Source organism: Thermospira aquatica (assembly GCF_023525255.1).
Taxonomy (GTDB): Bacteria; Spirochaetota; Brevinematia; order Brevinematales; family Thermospiraceae; genus Thermospira; species Thermospira aquatica.
In genome coordinates, this window is record NZ_CP073355.1 from 974,494 (window position 1) to 990,843 (window position 16,350).

The 16,350-nt window shown below is 45.5% G+C and carries 16 protein-coding genes and 2 tRNA genes; 12 read left to right on the plus strand and 6 right to left on the minus strand.

Translation table 11 applies throughout. From position 1 onward, the window contains the following. Position 1 precedes the first annotated feature (1 nt). From KDW03_RS04640 to KDW03_RS04650, 3 genes are all read right to left on the minus strand, one after another. Positions 2-86 (minus strand) — tRNA-Leu (locus tag KDW03_RS04640). Between the two features lie 103 nt (positions 87-189). Continuing rightward, a complete protein-coding gene (locus KDW03_RS04645; RefSeq protein ID WP_271436225.1) occupies positions 190-1,389 on the minus strand; it encodes a DegT/DnrJ/EryC1/StrS family aminotransferase in 1,200 nt (399 codons plus the stop codon). Continuing rightward, on the minus strand, positions 1,389-2,780 hold the full coding sequence (locus tag KDW03_RS04650) for a nucleoside-diphosphate sugar epimerase/dehydratase (RefSeq protein ID WP_271436226.1): 1,392 nt from the start codon (positions 2,778-2,780) through the stop codon (positions 1,389-1,391). The genes KDW03_RS04645 and KDW03_RS04650 overlap by 1 nt, the downstream gene beginning before the upstream one ends. A 217-nt stretch (positions 2,781-2,997) precedes the next feature. Here KDW03_RS04650 and KDW03_RS04655 point away from each other — a divergent pair, with 217 nt between their 5' ends. After that, positions 2,998-3,750, plus strand: a complete 753-nt coding sequence (locus tag KDW03_RS04655; RefSeq protein ID WP_271436227.1) for an RNA methyltransferase — start codon at positions 2,998-3,000, stop codon at positions 3,748-3,750. On the opposite strand, the gene KDW03_RS04660 is transcribed toward KDW03_RS04655, so the two are convergent. Together KDW03_RS04660 and hisD are read right to left on the minus strand one after the other, a co-directional pair. Then, positions 3,689-4,663, minus strand: a complete 975-nt coding sequence (locus tag KDW03_RS04660) for an FAD:protein FMN transferase (RefSeq protein WP_271436228.1) — start codon at positions 4,661-4,663, stop codon at positions 3,689-3,691. The genes KDW03_RS04655 and KDW03_RS04660 overlap by 62 nt on opposite strands. Beyond that, positions 4,660-5,937: a histidinol dehydrogenase gene (gene hisD, locus KDW03_RS04665; RefSeq protein ID WP_271436229.1), complete on the minus strand. Its 1,278-nt coding sequence runs from the start codon at positions 5,935-5,937 to the stop codon at positions 4,660-4,662. The genes KDW03_RS04660 and hisD overlap by 4 nt, the downstream gene beginning before the upstream one ends. A gap of 229 nt (positions 5,938-6,166) precedes the next feature. On the opposite strand from hisD, the gene KDW03_RS04670 reads away from it, so the two are divergent. The 7 genes from KDW03_RS04670 (at position 6,167) to KDW03_RS04700 (ending at position 10,900) form a co-directional block, all read left to right on the plus strand. Then, positions 6,167-6,583, plus strand: a complete 417-nt coding sequence (locus KDW03_RS04670; protein ID WP_271436230.1) for a secondary thiamine-phosphate synthase enzyme YjbQ — start codon at positions 6,167-6,169, stop codon at positions 6,581-6,583. 2 nt (positions 6,584-6,585) lie between these two features. Beyond that, positions 6,586-7,038, plus strand: coding sequence for a SixA phosphatase family protein (locus KDW03_RS04675; RefSeq protein ID WP_271436231.1), 453 nt, complete (start codon positions 6,586-6,588; stop codon positions 7,036-7,038). A gap of 104 nt (positions 7,039-7,142) precedes the next feature. Further along, complete coding sequence (gene trxA, locus KDW03_RS04680) at positions 7,143-8,150, plus strand: thioredoxin (protein ID WP_271436232.1); 1,008 nt, start codon at positions 7,143-7,145, stop codon at positions 8,148-8,150. Positions 8,151-8,212: 62 nt separating this feature from the next. Continuing rightward, positions 8,213-8,743, plus strand: coding sequence for a hypothetical protein (locus KDW03_RS04685; protein ID WP_271436233.1), 531 nt, complete (start codon positions 8,213-8,215; stop codon positions 8,741-8,743). Between the two features lie 9 nt (positions 8,744-8,752). Continuing rightward, positions 8,753-9,745, plus strand: a complete 993-nt coding sequence (locus KDW03_RS04690; protein WP_271436234.1) for an NAD(P)-binding domain-containing protein — start codon at positions 8,753-8,755, stop codon at positions 9,743-9,745. Further along, entirely contained in the window at positions 9,742-10,767 is a 1,026-nt protein-coding gene (gene tsaD / locus KDW03_RS04695; RefSeq protein WP_271436235.1) for a tRNA (adenosine(37)-N6)-threonylcarbamoyltransferase complex transferase subunit TsaD, read from the plus strand. The genes KDW03_RS04690 and tsaD overlap by 4 nt, the downstream gene beginning before the upstream one ends. Positions 10,768-10,813: 46 nt before the next feature. Next, positions 10,814-10,900: transfer RNA gene (locus KDW03_RS04700), tRNA-Ser, on the plus strand. A gap of 203 nt (positions 10,901-11,103) precedes the next feature. On the opposite strand, the gene KDW03_RS04705 is transcribed toward KDW03_RS04700, so the two are convergent. Continuing rightward, positions 11,104-11,889 carry a hypothetical protein gene (locus KDW03_RS04705; protein ID WP_271436236.1) on the minus strand — a complete coding sequence of 262 codons (786 nt, stop codon included), beginning with the start codon at positions 11,887-11,889 and terminating at the stop codon, positions 11,104-11,106. Between the two features lie 48 nt (positions 11,890-11,937). On the opposite strand from KDW03_RS04705, the gene KDW03_RS04710 reads away from it, so the two are divergent. Genes KDW03_RS04710 through KDW03_RS04725 form a run of 4 tightly spaced genes read left to right on the plus strand, consistent with a single transcriptional unit; the run spans position 11,938 to position 16,248 of the window. Beyond that, complete coding sequence (locus KDW03_RS04710) at positions 11,938-12,978, plus strand: deoxyguanosinetriphosphate triphosphohydrolase (RefSeq protein ID WP_271436237.1); 1,041 nt, start codon at positions 11,938-11,940, stop codon at positions 12,976-12,978. After that, on the plus strand, positions 12,975-15,065 hold the full coding sequence (locus tag KDW03_RS04715) for a SpoIIE family protein phosphatase (RefSeq protein WP_271436238.1): 2,091 nt from the start codon (positions 12,975-12,977) through the stop codon (positions 15,063-15,065). Before KDW03_RS04710 ends, KDW03_RS04715 begins: the two co-directional genes overlap by 4 nt. Beyond that, complete coding sequence (locus KDW03_RS04720) at positions 15,062-15,553, plus strand: hypothetical protein (RefSeq protein WP_271436239.1); 492 nt, start codon at positions 15,062-15,064, stop codon at positions 15,551-15,553. The genes KDW03_RS04715 and KDW03_RS04720 overlap by 4 nt, the downstream gene beginning before the upstream one ends. Beyond that, positions 15,550-16,248, plus strand: coding sequence for an adenine nucleotide alpha hydrolase family protein (locus tag KDW03_RS04725; RefSeq protein ID WP_271436240.1), 699 nt, complete (start codon positions 15,550-15,552; stop codon positions 16,246-16,248). Before KDW03_RS04720 ends, KDW03_RS04725 begins: the two co-directional genes overlap by 4 nt. Positions 16,249-16,350 lie beyond the last annotated feature (102 nt).

The window sequence follows — 16,350 nt, forward strand, 5'->3', positions numbered from 1 at the left end:
ATGCCGGGGACGGGACTTGAACCCACACAGGCTGTTAACCTACTAGAACCTGAATCTAGCGCGTCTGCCAATTCCGCCACCCCGGCATTGAGGCATATATATTAAGATAAAAACGCCCTCTTGTCAAGTTTTTGGATTTTTGAGGAGAAACCACCCTGGTGTGCCATTCTCAGAAGTCTGTGCAATAACCTACAGCTTTTTCAGGGTTTCTTGTATTCCCTCGATAACCGTGGTTATGTCGTCGGGAGTATGAGCTGAGGAGAGAGGGAGACTTATCTCTCGTTGGTAGAAGTGTTCAGTGACGGGGAACTGGCGTTCAGAAAGCCTGAGAAAACGATAGGCAGGATGTTTATAGATGGGGATGAAGTGGACATTGGCCTGGATGCCAAGGTGAGCAAGTTCTTGTATTATCTGGTCCCGCCTCTCTGCCTCAACCTGGAGAGGATAGAGGTGATAGGAGGTTTCATTGTTCCATGGGGGATGAAAGGGGGGAGAAACCCTTTCATTGGTTTTTAAAGCCTCGTTGTACATCTGGAAGTACTGTTTGCGTCTGGAAAGCATGGCGTCGTAGCGTTTGAGTTGGGAAAGACCAATGGCGGCGGCGATATCGGGGAGATTGCATTTATAACCCGGGAGTTCAATATCGTAACGCCAGTTTCCACCTTCGTATTTTTGACGGGCATCTTTGTTTTGTCCGTGGAGCATAAGGAGCCGCAGGCCTCTTTCCAGTTTTTCTTCATAGGGGGAGAGAATATTGGACCATGAAATGCATCCGCCTTCGGCTGTCGTGAGGTTTTTTACCGCGTGAAAGGAAAACACGCTCACATCAGCAACGGAGCCTACTTTTTTTCCGTGGTAAGTGGCGCCGAGACTATGGGCTGCGTCAGCCATGACAAGGACGCGACCAAGCCAGGTTTGAGGAGTGTTTTTTTTGGGATGAAAAAGGTGGGATTTTTGTTGAGCAATGGCGAGGAGTCTTTCATAATCCGCTGGCCATCCTCCGTAGTCTACAGCAAGGATGGCTTTTGTCCTGCGGTTGATGGCTTTTTCAACGAGGGCGGGGGAGAGATGGTAGGTGCCGGGTTCTATGTCAACAAGAACAGGTTTTGCTCCTACATGAAGAATTACATTGACGGTTGCGGCAAAGGTGAGGGGTGTGGTGATCACCTCATCGCCTGGTCCGATGCCCCAGTATCGAAGAATCATTTCCATGCCGGCGGTAGCGGAGTTCATGCACACCACTCGCGATACGTTAAGAAAGCTTGCCAGAGACTCTTCAAAGGCTTGGGTGCGGGGACCTGTGGTAATCCATCCGGAGCGGAGTACCTCGGTTACGGCGTCAATTTCTGCCTGAGTAATATCCGGAGGGGAGAAAAAAACACGTTTCACTATGAACCTCCCTGGTATTCTGGAAGCCAATATTTTATGAATGCGCGTATTTTTTCCCCGTTGTAAGTGCGGGCAACAGTTTTTGTTTCTTCGAGAAAACGCTGGCGTTCTTCGGGTGTCCAGAGGTGGGGTTCTTTGGTAAAAAGAAGCTTGGGGAATTGAGAGGGTTTGAGGCTTGCGGGATCTTCGGCGAGTTCTTCGTTGAGTTTCTCCCCTGGTCGAAGGCCGGTGAAAACGATCTCTATATCATCAGGGCGGCGTCCTGAGAGGGCGATGAGCGTTTTGGCCATTTCAAGAATACTTAAGGGTTCACCCATGTCGAGGATATGGATGTCTCCTTCCTGTACAGCTGCTGACTGGATGACAAGCCTTGCGGCTTCTCGTATAGACATAAAGTATCGTTTCATCTCGGGATGGGTGATGGTGACAGGACCACCAGACTGTATCTGTCTCATAAAAAGAGGGAGGACACTTCCCCTTGAACCGAGGACGTTACCAAAGCGTACCACTGACGTTGAAATATTGTTTTCTTTTCCAGCGCTTAGAACAAGTTTTTCAGCGAGGCGTTTGCTTGCTCCCATGATGGAGGTTGGGCGAACAGCCTTGTCTGTGGAGATCATGATAAAACGGGAAGCACCGCTTGCTCGAGCAGCCTGGAATACATTCCAGGTTCCAAGGATGTTGTTTATGAGAGCTTCGTGGGGAAATTCCTCCATAAAAGGAACATGTTTATGGGCAGCGGCATGAAAAATGATATCTGGCTTGAGCGTTTGCATGGTATACATGATAAGATCCTCATCCCTCACATCAGCTATGGTGTAACGAAGCCGATTATCCCGTATTGATTGAAGAAGTTCATAAAGAGAATTTTCTCCCCTGCCTATGGCGATCACCTCTCGGAGAGGAAGGGCAAGCAACTGGCGAACAATCTCCGATCCAATAGAACCACCTCCCCCTGTGACAGTCACACACTTTTCTTCGTAGAAGGGGCGGAGTTGTTCCGGGGCAAGGGTCACCTCTTCCCGTCCCAGCAGATCGACAGGTTCAATCTGGCGTATATTATTGAGGGAAACGCTTCCTTCAATGATTTCAAGGAGGCCGGGAATGACCTTGATCTGCACCGGGGTATAGGCGAGAGACTGAAAAATTCTTCGCATCGTTTGACGGCTTGCTGAGGGGATGGCGATAAGGACCTCTTCTACCTCATAGCGGAAAACAACCTCACGAGCGGCATCAATTTTTCCGAGTATAGGGTGGTTGCAACAGCTTTTTTTGTGCTCATCATCATCGAGGAAACCCACGATGTGATAGCGATCCTGACGATGGGCAAGGATCTCGCGAGCGATGCTTTCGCCCGCGTTGCCGGCACCGATGATGAGGAGGTTTCGCATCTTCTTTTCCTTGTTTTTGGTTCATTTCATTATAGGGAAGGGCGTTTTTTTATGCAATTTTCCTGAAAAGGGAGAGGGGATAACACGAGATGTTGGGGCAATTTTTGTTTTTGATAACCTCTTGGGATGGAAAGTTGTGATGAAAAATTTTAAGGGTGTTTCAGTTGCCATTTTCTAAGCTTTTACTTTATAATGCTTTATTCCATGGGAGGAATCAATGATTTCTATTGTTCTTGTTGAACCAGAAGGGGATATGAATATCGGCATGATTGCCCGTTCGATGATGAATATGGATGTTGAAAACCTTGTGCTGGTTTCTCCCCGTACCAACCATCTCTCAGAAAATGCACGGGCTTTTGCTGTTCATGCGGTACCGATTCTTGAAAAAGCCAGCGTGGTCTTTTCGCTCGATGAGGCATTAAGAGGATGTGATGTGTCGCTTGCTGTGACCCGGAGGATTGGGCAATGGCGTCAGCAGGATGTGTTTCTTCCTCACTGGAGAGAGGTTATGTCTCCCTATGCTGGCAAAAAGATAGCCCTTGTTTTTGGACGGGAGAAAAGTGGTCTCACCAATGATGAGATCAGCCGGTGTGATCTGGTGCTTACCATCCCCTCTTCGGATGTTTTTCCTTCGCTTAATCTCGCGCAGGCGGTGATGACGGTACTCTATGAGATCTATCGGACGAGATGGAAGAGTTCTCACCCCTCTCCCTATCATACCGTAAAACGCGAAGAATTTCAGGGAATGCTTGCCATGATTATCGAGACGCTGGAAACCATGGGGTATTTTAAAACAGTTCCCCGTGAAAGGCTTGAGGCGTATCTGAGAAAACTTCTTTACCGTATGGCTCCTGATGAGACCAGTGCGATGATAGTGAAAAACCTCTTTCGCAGAATTCAAGGGCGACTCATGGCTTTAGAGAAAGCCCTGGAAAGAACTGATTCGTCCACACCGAAAGATCGTCCATGATGTAACACACTCCGAGGTGCAATTTGTTGGCAAGGGATATTCCTTTCTCTCGTCCTAGAAGAAACATCACGGTAGAGAGGCCATCGCTCTGGATTCCCGTTGGGGCGACAACGGTCACACTTGCTACCCCTGTAGTTGATGGATAGCCTGTGGTAGGATCCAGGATGTGGTGGTATCGTTTGCCGTTTGTGAGAAAAAACTGTTCATAGTCCCCTGAGGTGGCTACACTCCCTTCGGAAAGGCAAAAGAGAGCTATCACTTCGGCAGGATTTCTCGGGTGGCGGATGGCAATATTCCACGGGGTTTTGTCGGGCTTTTCTCCCCAGACGATAATGTTTCCTCCTGCATTCACAAGAAACCCTCTTACAGGTTTGGTTTTGAGGTAGGAAGCTGCCTTGTCTAACGCATACCCCTTGAGAATCCCTCCAAAATCTACCCTTCGTCCCCGGAGAAGAATATGTCTGTCTTTTTTCTGGATGGCATCGAATCCCACAGAGGAGAGTGTTTGTTGGATGGTTTTTTCTGATGGGAGGTACTTTTCCTTTTCGTTATAAAACCCCCAGAGCCTCATTAAAGGTTCCACTGTCGGGTCGAAAAGCCCTCCTGAGAGTTCAAAAAGCTTCTCTGTTTCCTGCCATACTCCAAGGAGTTCTTCATCGATTTCCCCGTATCCTTTTTCGTTCAGGGTGAAAAGTAAAGAGTTTGTGCGGTGGATACTGTAACGGTTTTCCAGATCCGCCATGATATCGAGGGCGGTCTCTGCCCATTTTTTTGCTTCTTTTTGGTTCTCAGCGTATAAAATCACTTGAACGAGGGTATTCATCTGGAAGCGTTCGGCATAAATCTTGTGTGGTGAGTTTGCGCACGAAGAGAGCACCACAAGACTGATGATGAGAGGGAAAAAGTATTTCATGGTTTCCTCAAGGAAGCAGAGTGTCCATGGGCCCGGAGTCCTTCAAGATCTGCCATGGCTTTCACCTTGTGAGCGTGTTTTTTCATGTATTCAGGTGAGAGACGAAGCACACTGGTTCGTTTGACAAAGTCATGCACCCCCAGGGGAGAGGAAAACACGGCGGTTCCATACGTGGGGATCACGTGGTTTGGTCCCGAGAAGTAATCTCCCATGGCAACCGGTGTCCAGTGTCCGAGAAAAAGCGCCCCGCTCTGTTTGGTATACCTGAGGATCTCTGAGGTATCAAGAGAGAGCATCATTTCGGTGTGTTCCGGTGCCAGAGAGTTTATTACAGCGAATCCCTCTTCATAGTTTGACACGAGTACTTTGTAGGATTGTTCCAGGCTTTTTTGGATGATATCTTTACGGGGAAGTTTTTCCAGTGTAGAGGGGAGAAGCGCTTCTACTTCGTTTATGAGGGATTCTGACGTAGAGATGAAAAATACCACACTATCAGGGGAGTGTTCCGCCTGGGCACAGAGATCCATGGCTATCCACGTTGCCTTTGCTGTCTCATCGGCAAAGATGGCCACTTCACTTGGACCAGCTATTGAGTCTATCCCTACTTTCCCCTGGACGAGTCTTTTGGCCATGGCTACATAGGCGTTGCCTGGACCGGTGATCTTGTGGACAGGGGGAATTGTTTCTGTTCCATACGCGAGGGCGGCTATTGCCTGGGCTCCCCCAACCTTGAAGACAGCACGTACACCAAGCTTTTCGGCGAGCGCAAGGAGCATAGGATGAATAGTGCCGTCTTTACCGGGGGGAGTGGTGAGGTAGATCTCTTGTACCCCGGCGATCTTGGCAGGAATGACGTTCATGAGGACTGAGGAGGGGTAAAAGGCTTTTCCACCGGGGACGTATACACCAACTTTCTCGATAGGGGTAATGAGCTGCCCAAGAAATGCGCCATCCTCTTCGTAAAACCAGCTTTTTTCCTTTTGTTTTTCATGGTAGCGGGTGATGTTTTCCATGGCTTCGAGAAAGTATTCCCAAACCTCTTGGTAATGGGTTTGGGCCTCTTTTTGGGCATTTTCGTATTCTTCAGGGGTGGCAACAAGGGAAAAATGGGAAATATCCACACCATCAAAGCGCCGGGTATATTCAAGAAGTGCTTTGTCTTTTTCTTTTGCCACGGTTTCAAGGATCGTGGATACACTTTGCCAGAGTTCGGGAGAAAGGGTTTCGGCACTCCGGCTATACCGTATAGCCTCTTCAAAAGACATGCTTTGCATAGATAGCTCCTTTTTATAGAGTATTATAAGCTAATGAAGGAAAAAATGCCATTTTGAAAAGGGAAGTTCGGGAAGGCTATTCCCTTGTTGCAGTGTTTTTAGAAACCTTTTTGGGGAAAACTTTCGTTTGCCATGAAAACTTTTTGAAAACACCTTCTTCTTGGGGAAAGCATCTCTTTTTATTTGCAAGAATTTTTCTTTTTACCTACAATAAAAACAGGAGGGAGCCATGAAGTCTTATCGAAAAGAACTCTGGTTTTGTACGAAGAACCGCGTGGAACTGGTTCACATTACTCCCCAGGTGGAGGAGGCACTTCGTGAATCCGGGATAAGGGAAGGTCTCTGTCTGGTAAATGCCATGCATATTACCGCAAGTGTTTTCATTAACGATAATGAGCCAGGACTCCATCAAGACTATAAAGACTGGCTGGAAAAACTCGCGCCACACGATCCCCATCTCTACCGGCACAACCAGACAGGAGAAGACAATGGTGATGCCCATCTCAAGCGTCAGATTATGGGGAGAGAGGTGGTGGTGGCCATCACGAATGGAAAACTTGATCTGGGGCCTTGGGAAAGAATTTTCTACGGAGAGTTTGATGGTCAGCGAAACAAACGAGTGCTTATTAAAATCATAGGAGAATAGGTATGCTGATCCTTATTCGACACGGCAAGGCTGTCGAGGTAAACGAATGGACTGGTTTAGATAGGGATCGTCCCCTCACCGACGAAGGACGGGAACGAACAGAAAAGCTTGCTAAAGGGTCTCGATTTCTGCTTAAAAAGCTTAAAGATCCTTTGTTGTATACGTCTCCTTATGTTCGTGCGTATGAGACTGCTCGTATTTTTGGCGAGGTGTGGGATCTTCCCGTGGTGAAGAATACGCTCTTTGAACCGGGGTGGAATGCTGAAAAACTTCCTCCTGATTATGAAACACGGGATTTGATCATTGTGGGGCATATGCCAGATATGAAAGAGGTCCTCTATGCGGTTACCAGAGGACAGGCAGCGATTGACTTCCAACCACCCTCACTTGCGGCTATTTCGTTTGGTAAAAACGAACCTCGTCTTGTTACCTACCTCACCTGGAAGGTTTTGTAAGAAAAGAAATTGAACATATAAAAAAATTATAATATAAAAATATTTTACTTTTTTGAAAAAAATAGGTATATTTTATTTGAAAAAGTGTCCAGAGGAGGAATACTATGGAACAACTTATTGATGCCAAGACCCGAAAAGAGCTTTCGAAGCTTTTTGAGGAGAACTTGACCCGTGAAGTAGAGGTCAAGGTATACAGTACAGGGGATGAGGATCTCCACGAGTTTGCGCGGCAGTTTCCATCAGAGCTTGCTGAGATCTCGAGTAAAGTGCATGTAAACCATTTTCCAGCTCGAGACGATCTCACCAATCCTACGGTTATTGTCGGTGAGAATTTGGGGTATAACTTTCGTTTTCTTGGTACCCCATATGGGCATGAGGCTTCCACTATTATCGAGGTGATCCGCATGCTATCTCAGGGGAAGTCATCACTTGCACCAAAATATCAGCAGGCCCTTCAGAGACTTGACCGTGATGTCAAGATTCAGGTTTTTGTAACGCCATCTTGTCCGTATTGTCCTCAGGCAGCGCTTCTGGCTGCTCAGGTGATGCTCGCCAATCCACAACGTATTACCGTTGAGGTGGTTGAGGCGCAGGAAAACCCTGAGCTTTCCATGCAGTATCGCGTTTCCTCGGTTCCTCAACAGGTAATAAATGGCGCAATGGATTCGATTACTATCGGTGTGCAGAGAGAATCAAACTTTGTAGAACAGGTCATTCGTTATGGGTCTGGTGATCCAGACATAATCCTTAAGGAGATGAACCAGAAAAACATTGTTTCTCTGCCAGACCATGTTGAGGGGGAGATCGAACTGTCCGAAGAGAATTTTGACGAGGCTCTGAAGAAATATCCCCGGCTTGTAGTGGATTTTTGGGCGGAGTGGTGCATGCCTTGTAAAATGATGGCCCCGATCTTTGCGACTCTTGCTGAAGAAGATCATACTACTGTCTATGCGAAGTGTAATGTTGACGAAAATCCTTCGATCGCGGAGCGATATGGTATCAACTCTATTCCGACGATAGGGGTCTTCAAGAGTGGGCAGCTTTCTAAAGAGATTGTAGGGGTTCGTCCCAAGGCTCAACTGGTATCAGAGATTGAGAAAGCTCTGGCATAACCCGCAGAAGTCGCTTTTTTTTGCTCTTTATGTTATACTAATAAGAGCAAAAAGGAGCTTCTATGAAGACACATCGAATATGCTGGGTCTTGTTCTTTGTGGCACAAGCGATGATGGGATGGGAAATTTTCTTTGAGTATGCGCACACGATGAGTGCCCTTGGCAAGGATAATCTCTTTCGTTTGGGGGGAGTGACTCCTTATTGGCAGGATTTGGCGCTGGGAGGGTATGGGGAGTACAGTGTTTTTTTTGGTATTCCCCAGACTACCCCACAGGGAAGTACGAAACCTTTTACTTATAGTGCTGTAGGCTTCGATGTTATGTATCGGAAAACCTTATTAGAAGATATTCAACCTTACGGCCGTTTTGGTTTTGTTTGGATCTGGCCAAATCCTGAGATAACCACTGCCTTGCAGGAGACAGCTATTCGAGCTGGTATTGGAATGTCTTTTTTCCTCCGTGAGGAGGTGGGTCTCTCTGCAGGCGTTGATTTTGTGGGATTTTTAGGACAGAGTCGGGCAGATCGCATCGTAAAAAGTCCTGTCTATCATCAGGGGATCCAGCTTACAGGCGGAGTGTCTTTACGTTTCTAAGGAGGGAGTATGTACGATGTTGTGATTGTAGGTGCAGGTCCTGCAGGGATCAGTGTTGCCGTTGAGGCAGTTGAGGCAGGTATCCCACGGGAAAACATTCTGATTCTTGAAAAAGAGAAAGAACATGCCTTTACGATCAAAAAGTTTTATCCTGAGGCGAAACTTGTGACCGCTAACTACAAGGGCATGGAGCCCCGGTGTGAGGGTATTCTTTGCATGACAGATCTTCCCAAGAGTGAGGTGGTGGATTTTTTGGATCAAACTATTGCGCGTTATCAATTGCCAGTTCATTATGAAGAACAGGTATACGCTATTCATGAAGACCCTGAGAGAAAACTTTTTGTTGTTCGTACTTCCAGAGATTCGTATGAGACACGAATTGTGGTGATTGCGATTGGTGTGTTGGGGAGACCAAACAGGCCAAATTATCCCATTCCTTCAAGTCTCTCAGAGAGGGTGTTTTTTGATGTCACAAGTCATCGTATTGAGAATCAGAGGGTTCTGGTGGTCGGGGGAGGGGATAGCGCTGCAGAATATGTGCAGTATCTTCTTCAGTTTCATAATACGATTACGATGAGTTATCGGAGGGATTCTTTTGAACGGATGAATCAGATTAATCGGCGGACTATCGAAGAACTGGCACGCCTGGGTATGATAGAGGTTCGTTATAACTCCAACATTCGTTCTCTTGAGGATTTCAAAGGGAAGCCGCTGGTGCATTTTGTGGAACCACCAACGCCTGTGGAGTATGATGCGGTGGTCTATGCGCTTGGCGGGAGTTCTCCTAAAAATTTTCTTGAGTCGATTGGTATTGCTTTTGATGGGGTGCAGCCCCTTGTGAATGAAAATGGAGAAACCAATGTTCCCGGGATATTTTTGGTTGGAGATCTGATTCATTTTCCCCGAGGAGGATCGATTATCACAGCGTTTAATTCAGCCCGAAAGGCTATGGAAGCCATATGTGATAAATACCTCGGATGTAAAGTGAGGAGTACGGATTGAGGATTTTAGGGATTGAGACCTCGTGTGATGAAACCTCTGTGGCTCTTGTTGAGAATGGGAGAACGATTCTCAAGGAGAGAACCCATTCTCAGGTTATGGTCCATAAAGAGTTTGATGGTGTCGTGCCGGAGATTGCTTCGAGGCAGCATCTGGTGTATATTCTTTCTGTTCTTGAAGAGGTGATTTCTCCTGGACAGATGACAGAGGTGGATGCGATCGCGGTAACCCAGGGACCTGGGCTTATCGGGAGTCTTCTTGTTGGACTTGGTGTGGCTAAGGCACTGGCGTATAGTTTTCAAAAACCACTTGTTCCCGTGAATCATATAGAAGCGCACCTCTATGCCCCGCACTTGTTTGCCGATATAGCCTTTCCCTATGTGGGATTGGTGGCTTCGGGTGGGCATACACTGCTTTTTTTGGTGCGGGGTTTTCATGACTATGAGGTACTGGGTTCTACCATTGATGATGCAGTGGGTGAAGCGTTTGATAAACTGGCCAAGGTGCTTCATCTTGGCTATCCTGGGGGACCTATTATTGATAAGCTCGCGCAGCAAGGGGATCCTGATGCGTTTCTTGAGTTTGGCAAGCGACCGCAACTTTTGCCAGATACGGAGAGGGATAGGTATAACTTTAGCTATTCAGGGCTTAAGACGGCGTTTACCTACCGTATCCAGCATCTTGACAATGTTGAATCAAAACTTCCCAACATTTGTGCGGCGTTCCAACGGGAGGCTATTGATCTCCTCCTTCGGAAAAGCTGGAATGCCCTTGAGGATCATGGTATTTCTCGCTTTGTGATTTCTGGAGGAGTCTCAGCAAACTCGTACCTTCGCAAGCAGGTACAGGCCTGGCAAAAAAAGGGTATTGAAACTTTCATGGCTCCACTCGAGTATTGCGGGGACAATGCGGCCATGGTTGCGGGAAGGGCGTATCATGATGCCTTGAAAGGGAAGTATGGAGATCTCCGAACGGATGCCTATTCGAGGCTGGGTTTTGTCAGGAAAGGGAAAAGAAAGGTGTAAAAACTTGCTTTTTCTCTTTTTTTCTCTTATACTATATTTCTCAAATGGAGAGGTGTCCGAGTCTGGCTTAAGGAGCACGCTTGGAAGGCGTGTGTACAGCAATGTACCGAGGGTTCAAATCCCTCCCTCTCCGTTTTTCTTTTTTGAGAGAGTACGTTCTCAAAATCATCTTTAAATTCTTCAAAAGATGCAAAGAAATAATCGGGAAAAAGAAGAATTACTGTCAGAGTTTTCAATGATTTTTTAGTGGTCGGATTTTTGTCTTTTTCCCTTGTGTTATGTTTCCGGGAGAGAATTTTTGGCAAGTTTTTGAGGGTTTTGCCCCTCATGGGGTTTTTACCGTATGATGTTTTTTTCTTCCTGTTGGGTTTGATTGGTGATGGGAGGACGCGGGAACCATACAGGCCCAAGGATGTTGTTGTCTTCTAGCTGGATAACTTTATCCTGGAGGATTACATAGTAGTAGGGACCTCCGACGGGGGGAGTATCTTCATAGGTTGTCTCTTGAAGGATAGCGAGGGGTGGAGTTGAACGGAGCATGAATTCCTGGGGAGGGGTTGTAAACCTATAAAGGGTGAAAGAGTGATTTTCCCAACCATCATAGAGCCAGGAAAGGACAAAACGGTTTTCCAGAACACTCCCACGGAGCTGGAAGGAGAGAGGAAGGGGTGGGGTTACTCCAGGGATCTTTTCTTCTGAAAGAATGTTTTGTGTAACAATGTTAGATGGGGTTGGTTTGGATAAAGCAAGGGGAAAAAGTAACGAATTCAGTCCGAGGAGGATATCCTTATCATTATAATTTTCTTTGAGAGGTTGGATACAGAGGTAGGGATATTCGAGGGTATCAAGGAGAATCTCATAGCTATAGAGATTTTTCAAGGGTGTGCCACGTATGTTGAGTTGGGTTATAATAGCCGCTGAGAGAAAGGTACCGAGAGAGTCTATCCTGCTTTGAGAACCACGGAGGACAAACGAGTCTTTTTCTGTATTGGCAAGCCAGCTGATCAGATAGGTGTTGTTTGTTTGTAGGATAGAAATACTTGTAGTATAAGACGAATCTCCGTATAATAATCGAGTGCAGAAGGCACAAAAAATGCCGATAATAATACTATACCTCTTCATGCATGTAATATCGAACTGAGAGGGGAGAAAACTTAATTGGGGAGGAGTATGCGAGAATACCTGGAAAATTTTGAGCAAAACTATCTCTCAGTTTATGCCACCAGAAGCTTTCAGTCACGGGGGAGAAAGATCCCTGAAGATCCTGATGAACTTCGTACCCATTTTATGCGGGATAGAGACAGAATTATCCACAGTGAAGCATTTCGTCGCTTAAAGCACAAGACGCAGGTTTTTTTGTCTCCTGCCAGTGATACCTTCAGGACACGTCTTACGCACACTCTTGAGGTGTCTCAGATAGCGAGAACGATTGCCAGGGCACTTCGTTTAAATGAAGACCTCACCGAAGCGATTGCTTTGGGACATGATGTGGGGCATACCCCTTTTGGTCATGCTGGGGAGCGTGTGATCCAGAAGTATCTTGATCCCTCTTTTCGTCATGCTACGCACAGTGTCAGAGTCCTGAGTGCCATAGAAAAAAACGGACATGGATTAAATCTCACCTATGAGGTTCTGGACGGTATTGCCAAACACTCCAAAACCGGTCAGAGTTCTATCCTCTGGAATGAAAAGGATAAACCAGCCACACTTGAGGGTCAGATTGTAAGGCTTGCGGACATCATTGCGTATGTCAATCATGATTTGCAGGATGCTCTTGCCTCAGAGCTTCTTTTGTCATCGGACATTCCTCCGCGCCTTCTGGATGTTATAGGAGAGACACACTCGGCGAGAATCAATACTCTTGTTCTGGATGTTATTTCCTGTTCAAAGGACAGCCCTGAGATAGGTATCAGTGAAAAAATGCTTGAGGCTCTTAATGAACTTCGAGCTTTTTTGTTTGAGAGAGTGTATATGCATCCCGATCTTCAAAAGGAGATGACCAAGGCAGAAGGGGTACTGGTCGCCCTTCTGGAACATTTTGAAAAACTCCTTGATAGGGGAGAACCATTTCCTGCGCTGATTCCTCTTGTGCCTCATGACGACAAAAAACAGATGCTGGTAGACTGTCTTGCTTTTATGACAGACACAGAAGCGATGAAAATCTTTTATCAGATCTATATTCCCAAGTCATTTACCTGGAGTGTCCGATGATGTGGGTGAATATAGTTTTTGCTATCTTCTCTTTTTTTGTTTTTGTGATTTTTCTTGATTATATCAAGAATGTGTACAAGACGGAAGTATTACTCGAACAGCTCTTTGACCAGTTTCTTCGTATGGAGAGTAGTGTAAAATACGAAGAACAGGCCATGTATGAAGCTATAGGAAAAATCCTGGGTAAGGCTTTTTTCTCCTCTCAGTGTGTGATCTATGTGCGTGGGAGAGAAAAGTTTTTCTTAAAATATCAAAACATGCCTCACCCGAAGTGGGCAAAACTGATGCGCAGAAATCTTGATCTTGAGATAGAGGCTGCTCTCCTGGGTATTAGTCGGGCAAAGGGTGGGGTCAGTGAGGGTTTTTACAGCGTCTATTTTCGAAAAAAGGCTTTTCAAACCCTTGTGATCCATGTCAAAAATGCCCAGGGAAAGGTTGTCGGAGTGATTTTGTTTTTTTATTTTTCTCCGATTGCCTATTTTCGTGCGGTGAAATATTTCAAGGTCAATGGCTCAAAACTTCGGGATTTTTTGAAACATCTGTTTTTAGTGATTCGTGAGTATGCCATGGATTTTAAAAATATTACCATTAACCAGATTAAGGATTACGCTGTCTTGATTATTGATCCGAATTACCACATTCTCTACGCGAACACAGGGGCTGGATTTCTTCTAGGATCAGCCTCTGAAGTCGCTCTTACTGGTCAATCCTTTTTCTCCTATATTTCTCATGAGTCTCTGGACCATTTCCAGGAGAATGTCACAAAACTTCAAACGGTTGGCGAACTGAAAACCCATCTCTATCTTGTTATCCCCCAACGACGGGAAAGTCAGAAAATCCATGTGCAGGCATATATGAAATCGATGACGCTTGAAGATGAGTTTATGGGGCTTTATATTTTGCTCCATGATATTACCAACGAAGAGATTCTCCAGCAAAATATGAAAAAATATGCGGCGATAGCCAATTGTCTTTTTAATTATTCTTCAGATGCGATTTTTCATGTCGCCCCAGATGGACGGGTTGGTCGGAGTAACCAGGCGGCTCAGAACCTCTCGGGACAGGACATGCCTCTCACCGGTCAGTTGTTTGTTGGGCTTTTTCCCAAAGACTTACGCAAAAAAATGGAAGAATTGCTAGATCGAACAAAAGTGACGAAATCTTTTCAGGAACATACGGAGATTCACTACAACGATCGCTGGTATAATGTGCGGGCTTTTCCTGTTTTTGTCGATGATGTGTATGATAGTAGTGTGATTTCTTTTGTCGATATTACGGAAATCAAAAAACACGAAGAGCAGCTTGCTACCATGAACCGGCAGATGATTGAAGATTTGAATGCGGCAAGAACCCTTCAGTATGAGTTACTCCCGGAGAGTATGCCTGTTTCCTCTCTCGTCTTTTATAAAGCTCTCTTTCAGCCTTGCGAAGAGTTTGGTGGGGATTTTTACTATGTAGAAGAGATCATCGTTGAAGGAAAACCCTATCATCTGATTTTAGTGGCAGATGTGGCAGGACATGGGATTTCAGCGGCGATGCTTACGGTACTTGTGAAGGATGTCTATACGACGTTTCGGAATTCTCTCGTGAGCAGAGAAGATATTTTCCCGAACCGATTTCTTGAGATGTTGAATGAAAAGCTTTCCACACTCGAGATGTCAACGATGCCTTTTGTTGCGGCGTACATGGCGATTTATGAACCTTATTCTCGAGAGTTTTTGTACGCAAGTGCAGGTATGCCCTTTGCTATTTATATTCAGAAGGGGGGCGAAGTAAGTTTTCTTGGCATTGAGAAGTCTCCTCCAACAGGTTTTCAGAATGGCTTTGTCTATCATTATAAGAGCACTTTCCTTCAACCGGGAGATAAGATCATTATTTTTACTGATGGCGTGGAGGAACTGCTTTCGTTTTATAACACGTATCTTAATAATATTGTTATGGAAAACCGTCATCTTCCCCTGGCAAAACTCGTGGCTATTCTTCAGGGAAAGATTGAGGATTTTTATGCCCCAGGCCGTCGCCCACACTATCGTCAAGATGATGTGACGATGGTTTTTATGGAAATTCTTGAAGAGGAAAGAAAATGAGTGAAAAGTACCTTGTGAGACAAATTGAGAAAACATCTTTTGTCTCGGGAATAAGGTTAGAGGATTTTCTTGTGGAGGTGAAAAAACTTATTGTCACGTGTCAAAAAAAGCGAAGTATCGAACCTTTTGTTCAATTGCCAGAGAATATCAAAAAAGAGATCACGGAGACGGCCTTTTTGCTCTCTGAGGAGTGGAGCAAGCTTTTTCTTTCGTTGATTCTTCATAAAAATATAGAGGCGCTGGTGGCACTTGAGGGGGTTATAATAGAAAGTGCAACCAGAGAGGTGATGGAAGCTTTGAAAAATATGCTTGAGCTTGTCGGTGAAGAGTTTCATGATTCTCCTTTGCAGCTTTATAAACTTCGACGGATCTACTACACGCTTGTGACTTATTACAGTGAAGATGAACCCATGATAGGGTATGATATTTTACTCTATCGACCGGGGTTTTCTTTTTCCTGGATTCACTGTCTTGAGGACCTGTTATGAAGGTGAAAAATCTTTTGAAGGTTGTAGGGCAGGCTCTTCAGGACTATCAGATGGTTTCTGATGGGGATGTTCTGTGGGTAGGGATCTCGGGATCGTGTAAGAGTTTTCTTGCGCTTCTTTTTCTGTTTTTTCGTCAGCGGTATGTGCCCATTCGGTATCAGCTCAGGCCAGTTCATGTTATGGTTCCAGGAGAGCGGGAAGAAAATGTAAAAAACTGGTACAGGGCTTTTCAGGAGCGCTGGGGATTGCCTGATCTGGAGGTACTACCTTTTCCTCAAGAAGGGATGACCTTTTATAAAAAGGCTCCAAGGCAAGCAATTTTGCAGGTACTTATTCACCAAGTGGGGGTGAGCGGAAACAAGATTGTGCTGGGAGATTGCCTGGAGGATATCACACTCAGTGCTTTAGCTGCCCTTTTTTATCATAGAAGCTGGCGGGTTCTCCTTCCTCACGCGCTTCTTAATCGGGGTGTTTCTCTTCTTCGTCCTCTCGCGTATTTTTCAGAAAAAAAACTTTTGCGCTATGCTGACAATGAAAAAATAGTATTTTTTCGAGAACAACGTGCTCACGGTCCCGGCAAACAAAAGCTCGCCTCTTTTGTTTCTCAGTTTCGCAGCCTCACTCCTCAGCCACTTCTTCAGGTTTTTGCAGCGTTTCGTCATCCAAAAAAAGAGTATTTTTTGTTAGATGAATAAGTGTGTATTTTTGTATACAAAATAATCCCTGTGATATATTTTTGTATACAAGTGTCTTTTTATGTATACAAAAATACACAAAGGGTTTTTTGTTCAGTATTT

Excerpts from the sequence above, each read along its gene's own strand:
- KDW03_RS04650 (WP_271436226.1), bottom strand. The coding sequence starts at position 2,780 with ATGCGAAACCTCCTCATCATCGGTGCCGGCAACGCGGGCGAAAGCATC.
- KDW03_RS04655 (WP_271436227.1), top strand. The coding sequence starts at position 2,998 with ATGATTTCTATTGTTCTTGTTGAACCAGAAGGGGATATGAATATCGGC.
- KDW03_RS04660 (WP_271436228.1), bottom strand. The coding sequence starts at position 4,663 with ATGAAATACTTTTTCCCTCTCATCATCAGTCTTGTGGTGCTCTCTTCG.
- hisD (WP_271436229.1), bottom strand. The coding sequence starts at position 5,937 with ATGCAAAGCATGTCTTTTGAAGAGGCTATACGGTATAGCCGGAGTGCC.
- KDW03_RS04670 (WP_271436230.1), top strand. The coding sequence starts at position 6,167 with ATGAAGTCTTATCGAAAAGAACTCTGGTTTTGTACGAAGAACCGCGTG.
- KDW03_RS04675 (WP_271436231.1), top strand. The coding sequence starts at position 6,586 with ATGCTGATCCTTATTCGACACGGCAAGGCTGTCGAGGTAAACGAATGG.
- trxA (WP_271436232.1), top strand. The coding sequence starts at position 7,143 with ATGGAACAACTTATTGATGCCAAGACCCGAAAAGAGCTTTCGAAGCTT.
- KDW03_RS04685 (WP_271436233.1), top strand. The coding sequence starts at position 8,213 with ATGAAGACACATCGAATATGCTGGGTCTTGTTCTTTGTGGCACAAGCG.
- KDW03_RS04690 (WP_271436234.1), top strand. The coding sequence starts at position 8,753 with ATGTACGATGTTGTGATTGTAGGTGCAGGTCCTGCAGGGATCAGTGTT.
- KDW03_RS04705 (WP_271436236.1), bottom strand. The coding sequence starts at position 11,889 with ATGAAGAGGTATAGTATTATTATCGGCATTTTTTGTGCCTTCTGCACT.
- KDW03_RS04710 (WP_271436237.1), top strand. The coding sequence starts at position 11,938 with ATGCGAGAATACCTGGAAAATTTTGAGCAAAACTATCTCTCAGTTTAT.
- KDW03_RS04715 (WP_271436238.1), top strand. The coding sequence starts at position 12,975 with ATGATGTGGGTGAATATAGTTTTTGCTATCTTCTCTTTTTTTGTTTTT.
- KDW03_RS04720 (WP_271436239.1), top strand. The coding sequence starts at position 15,062 with ATGAGTGAAAAGTACCTTGTGAGACAAATTGAGAAAACATCTTTTGTC.
- KDW03_RS04725 (WP_271436240.1), top strand. The coding sequence starts at position 15,550 with ATGAAGGTGAAAAATCTTTTGAAGGTTGTAGGGCAGGCTCTTCAGGAC.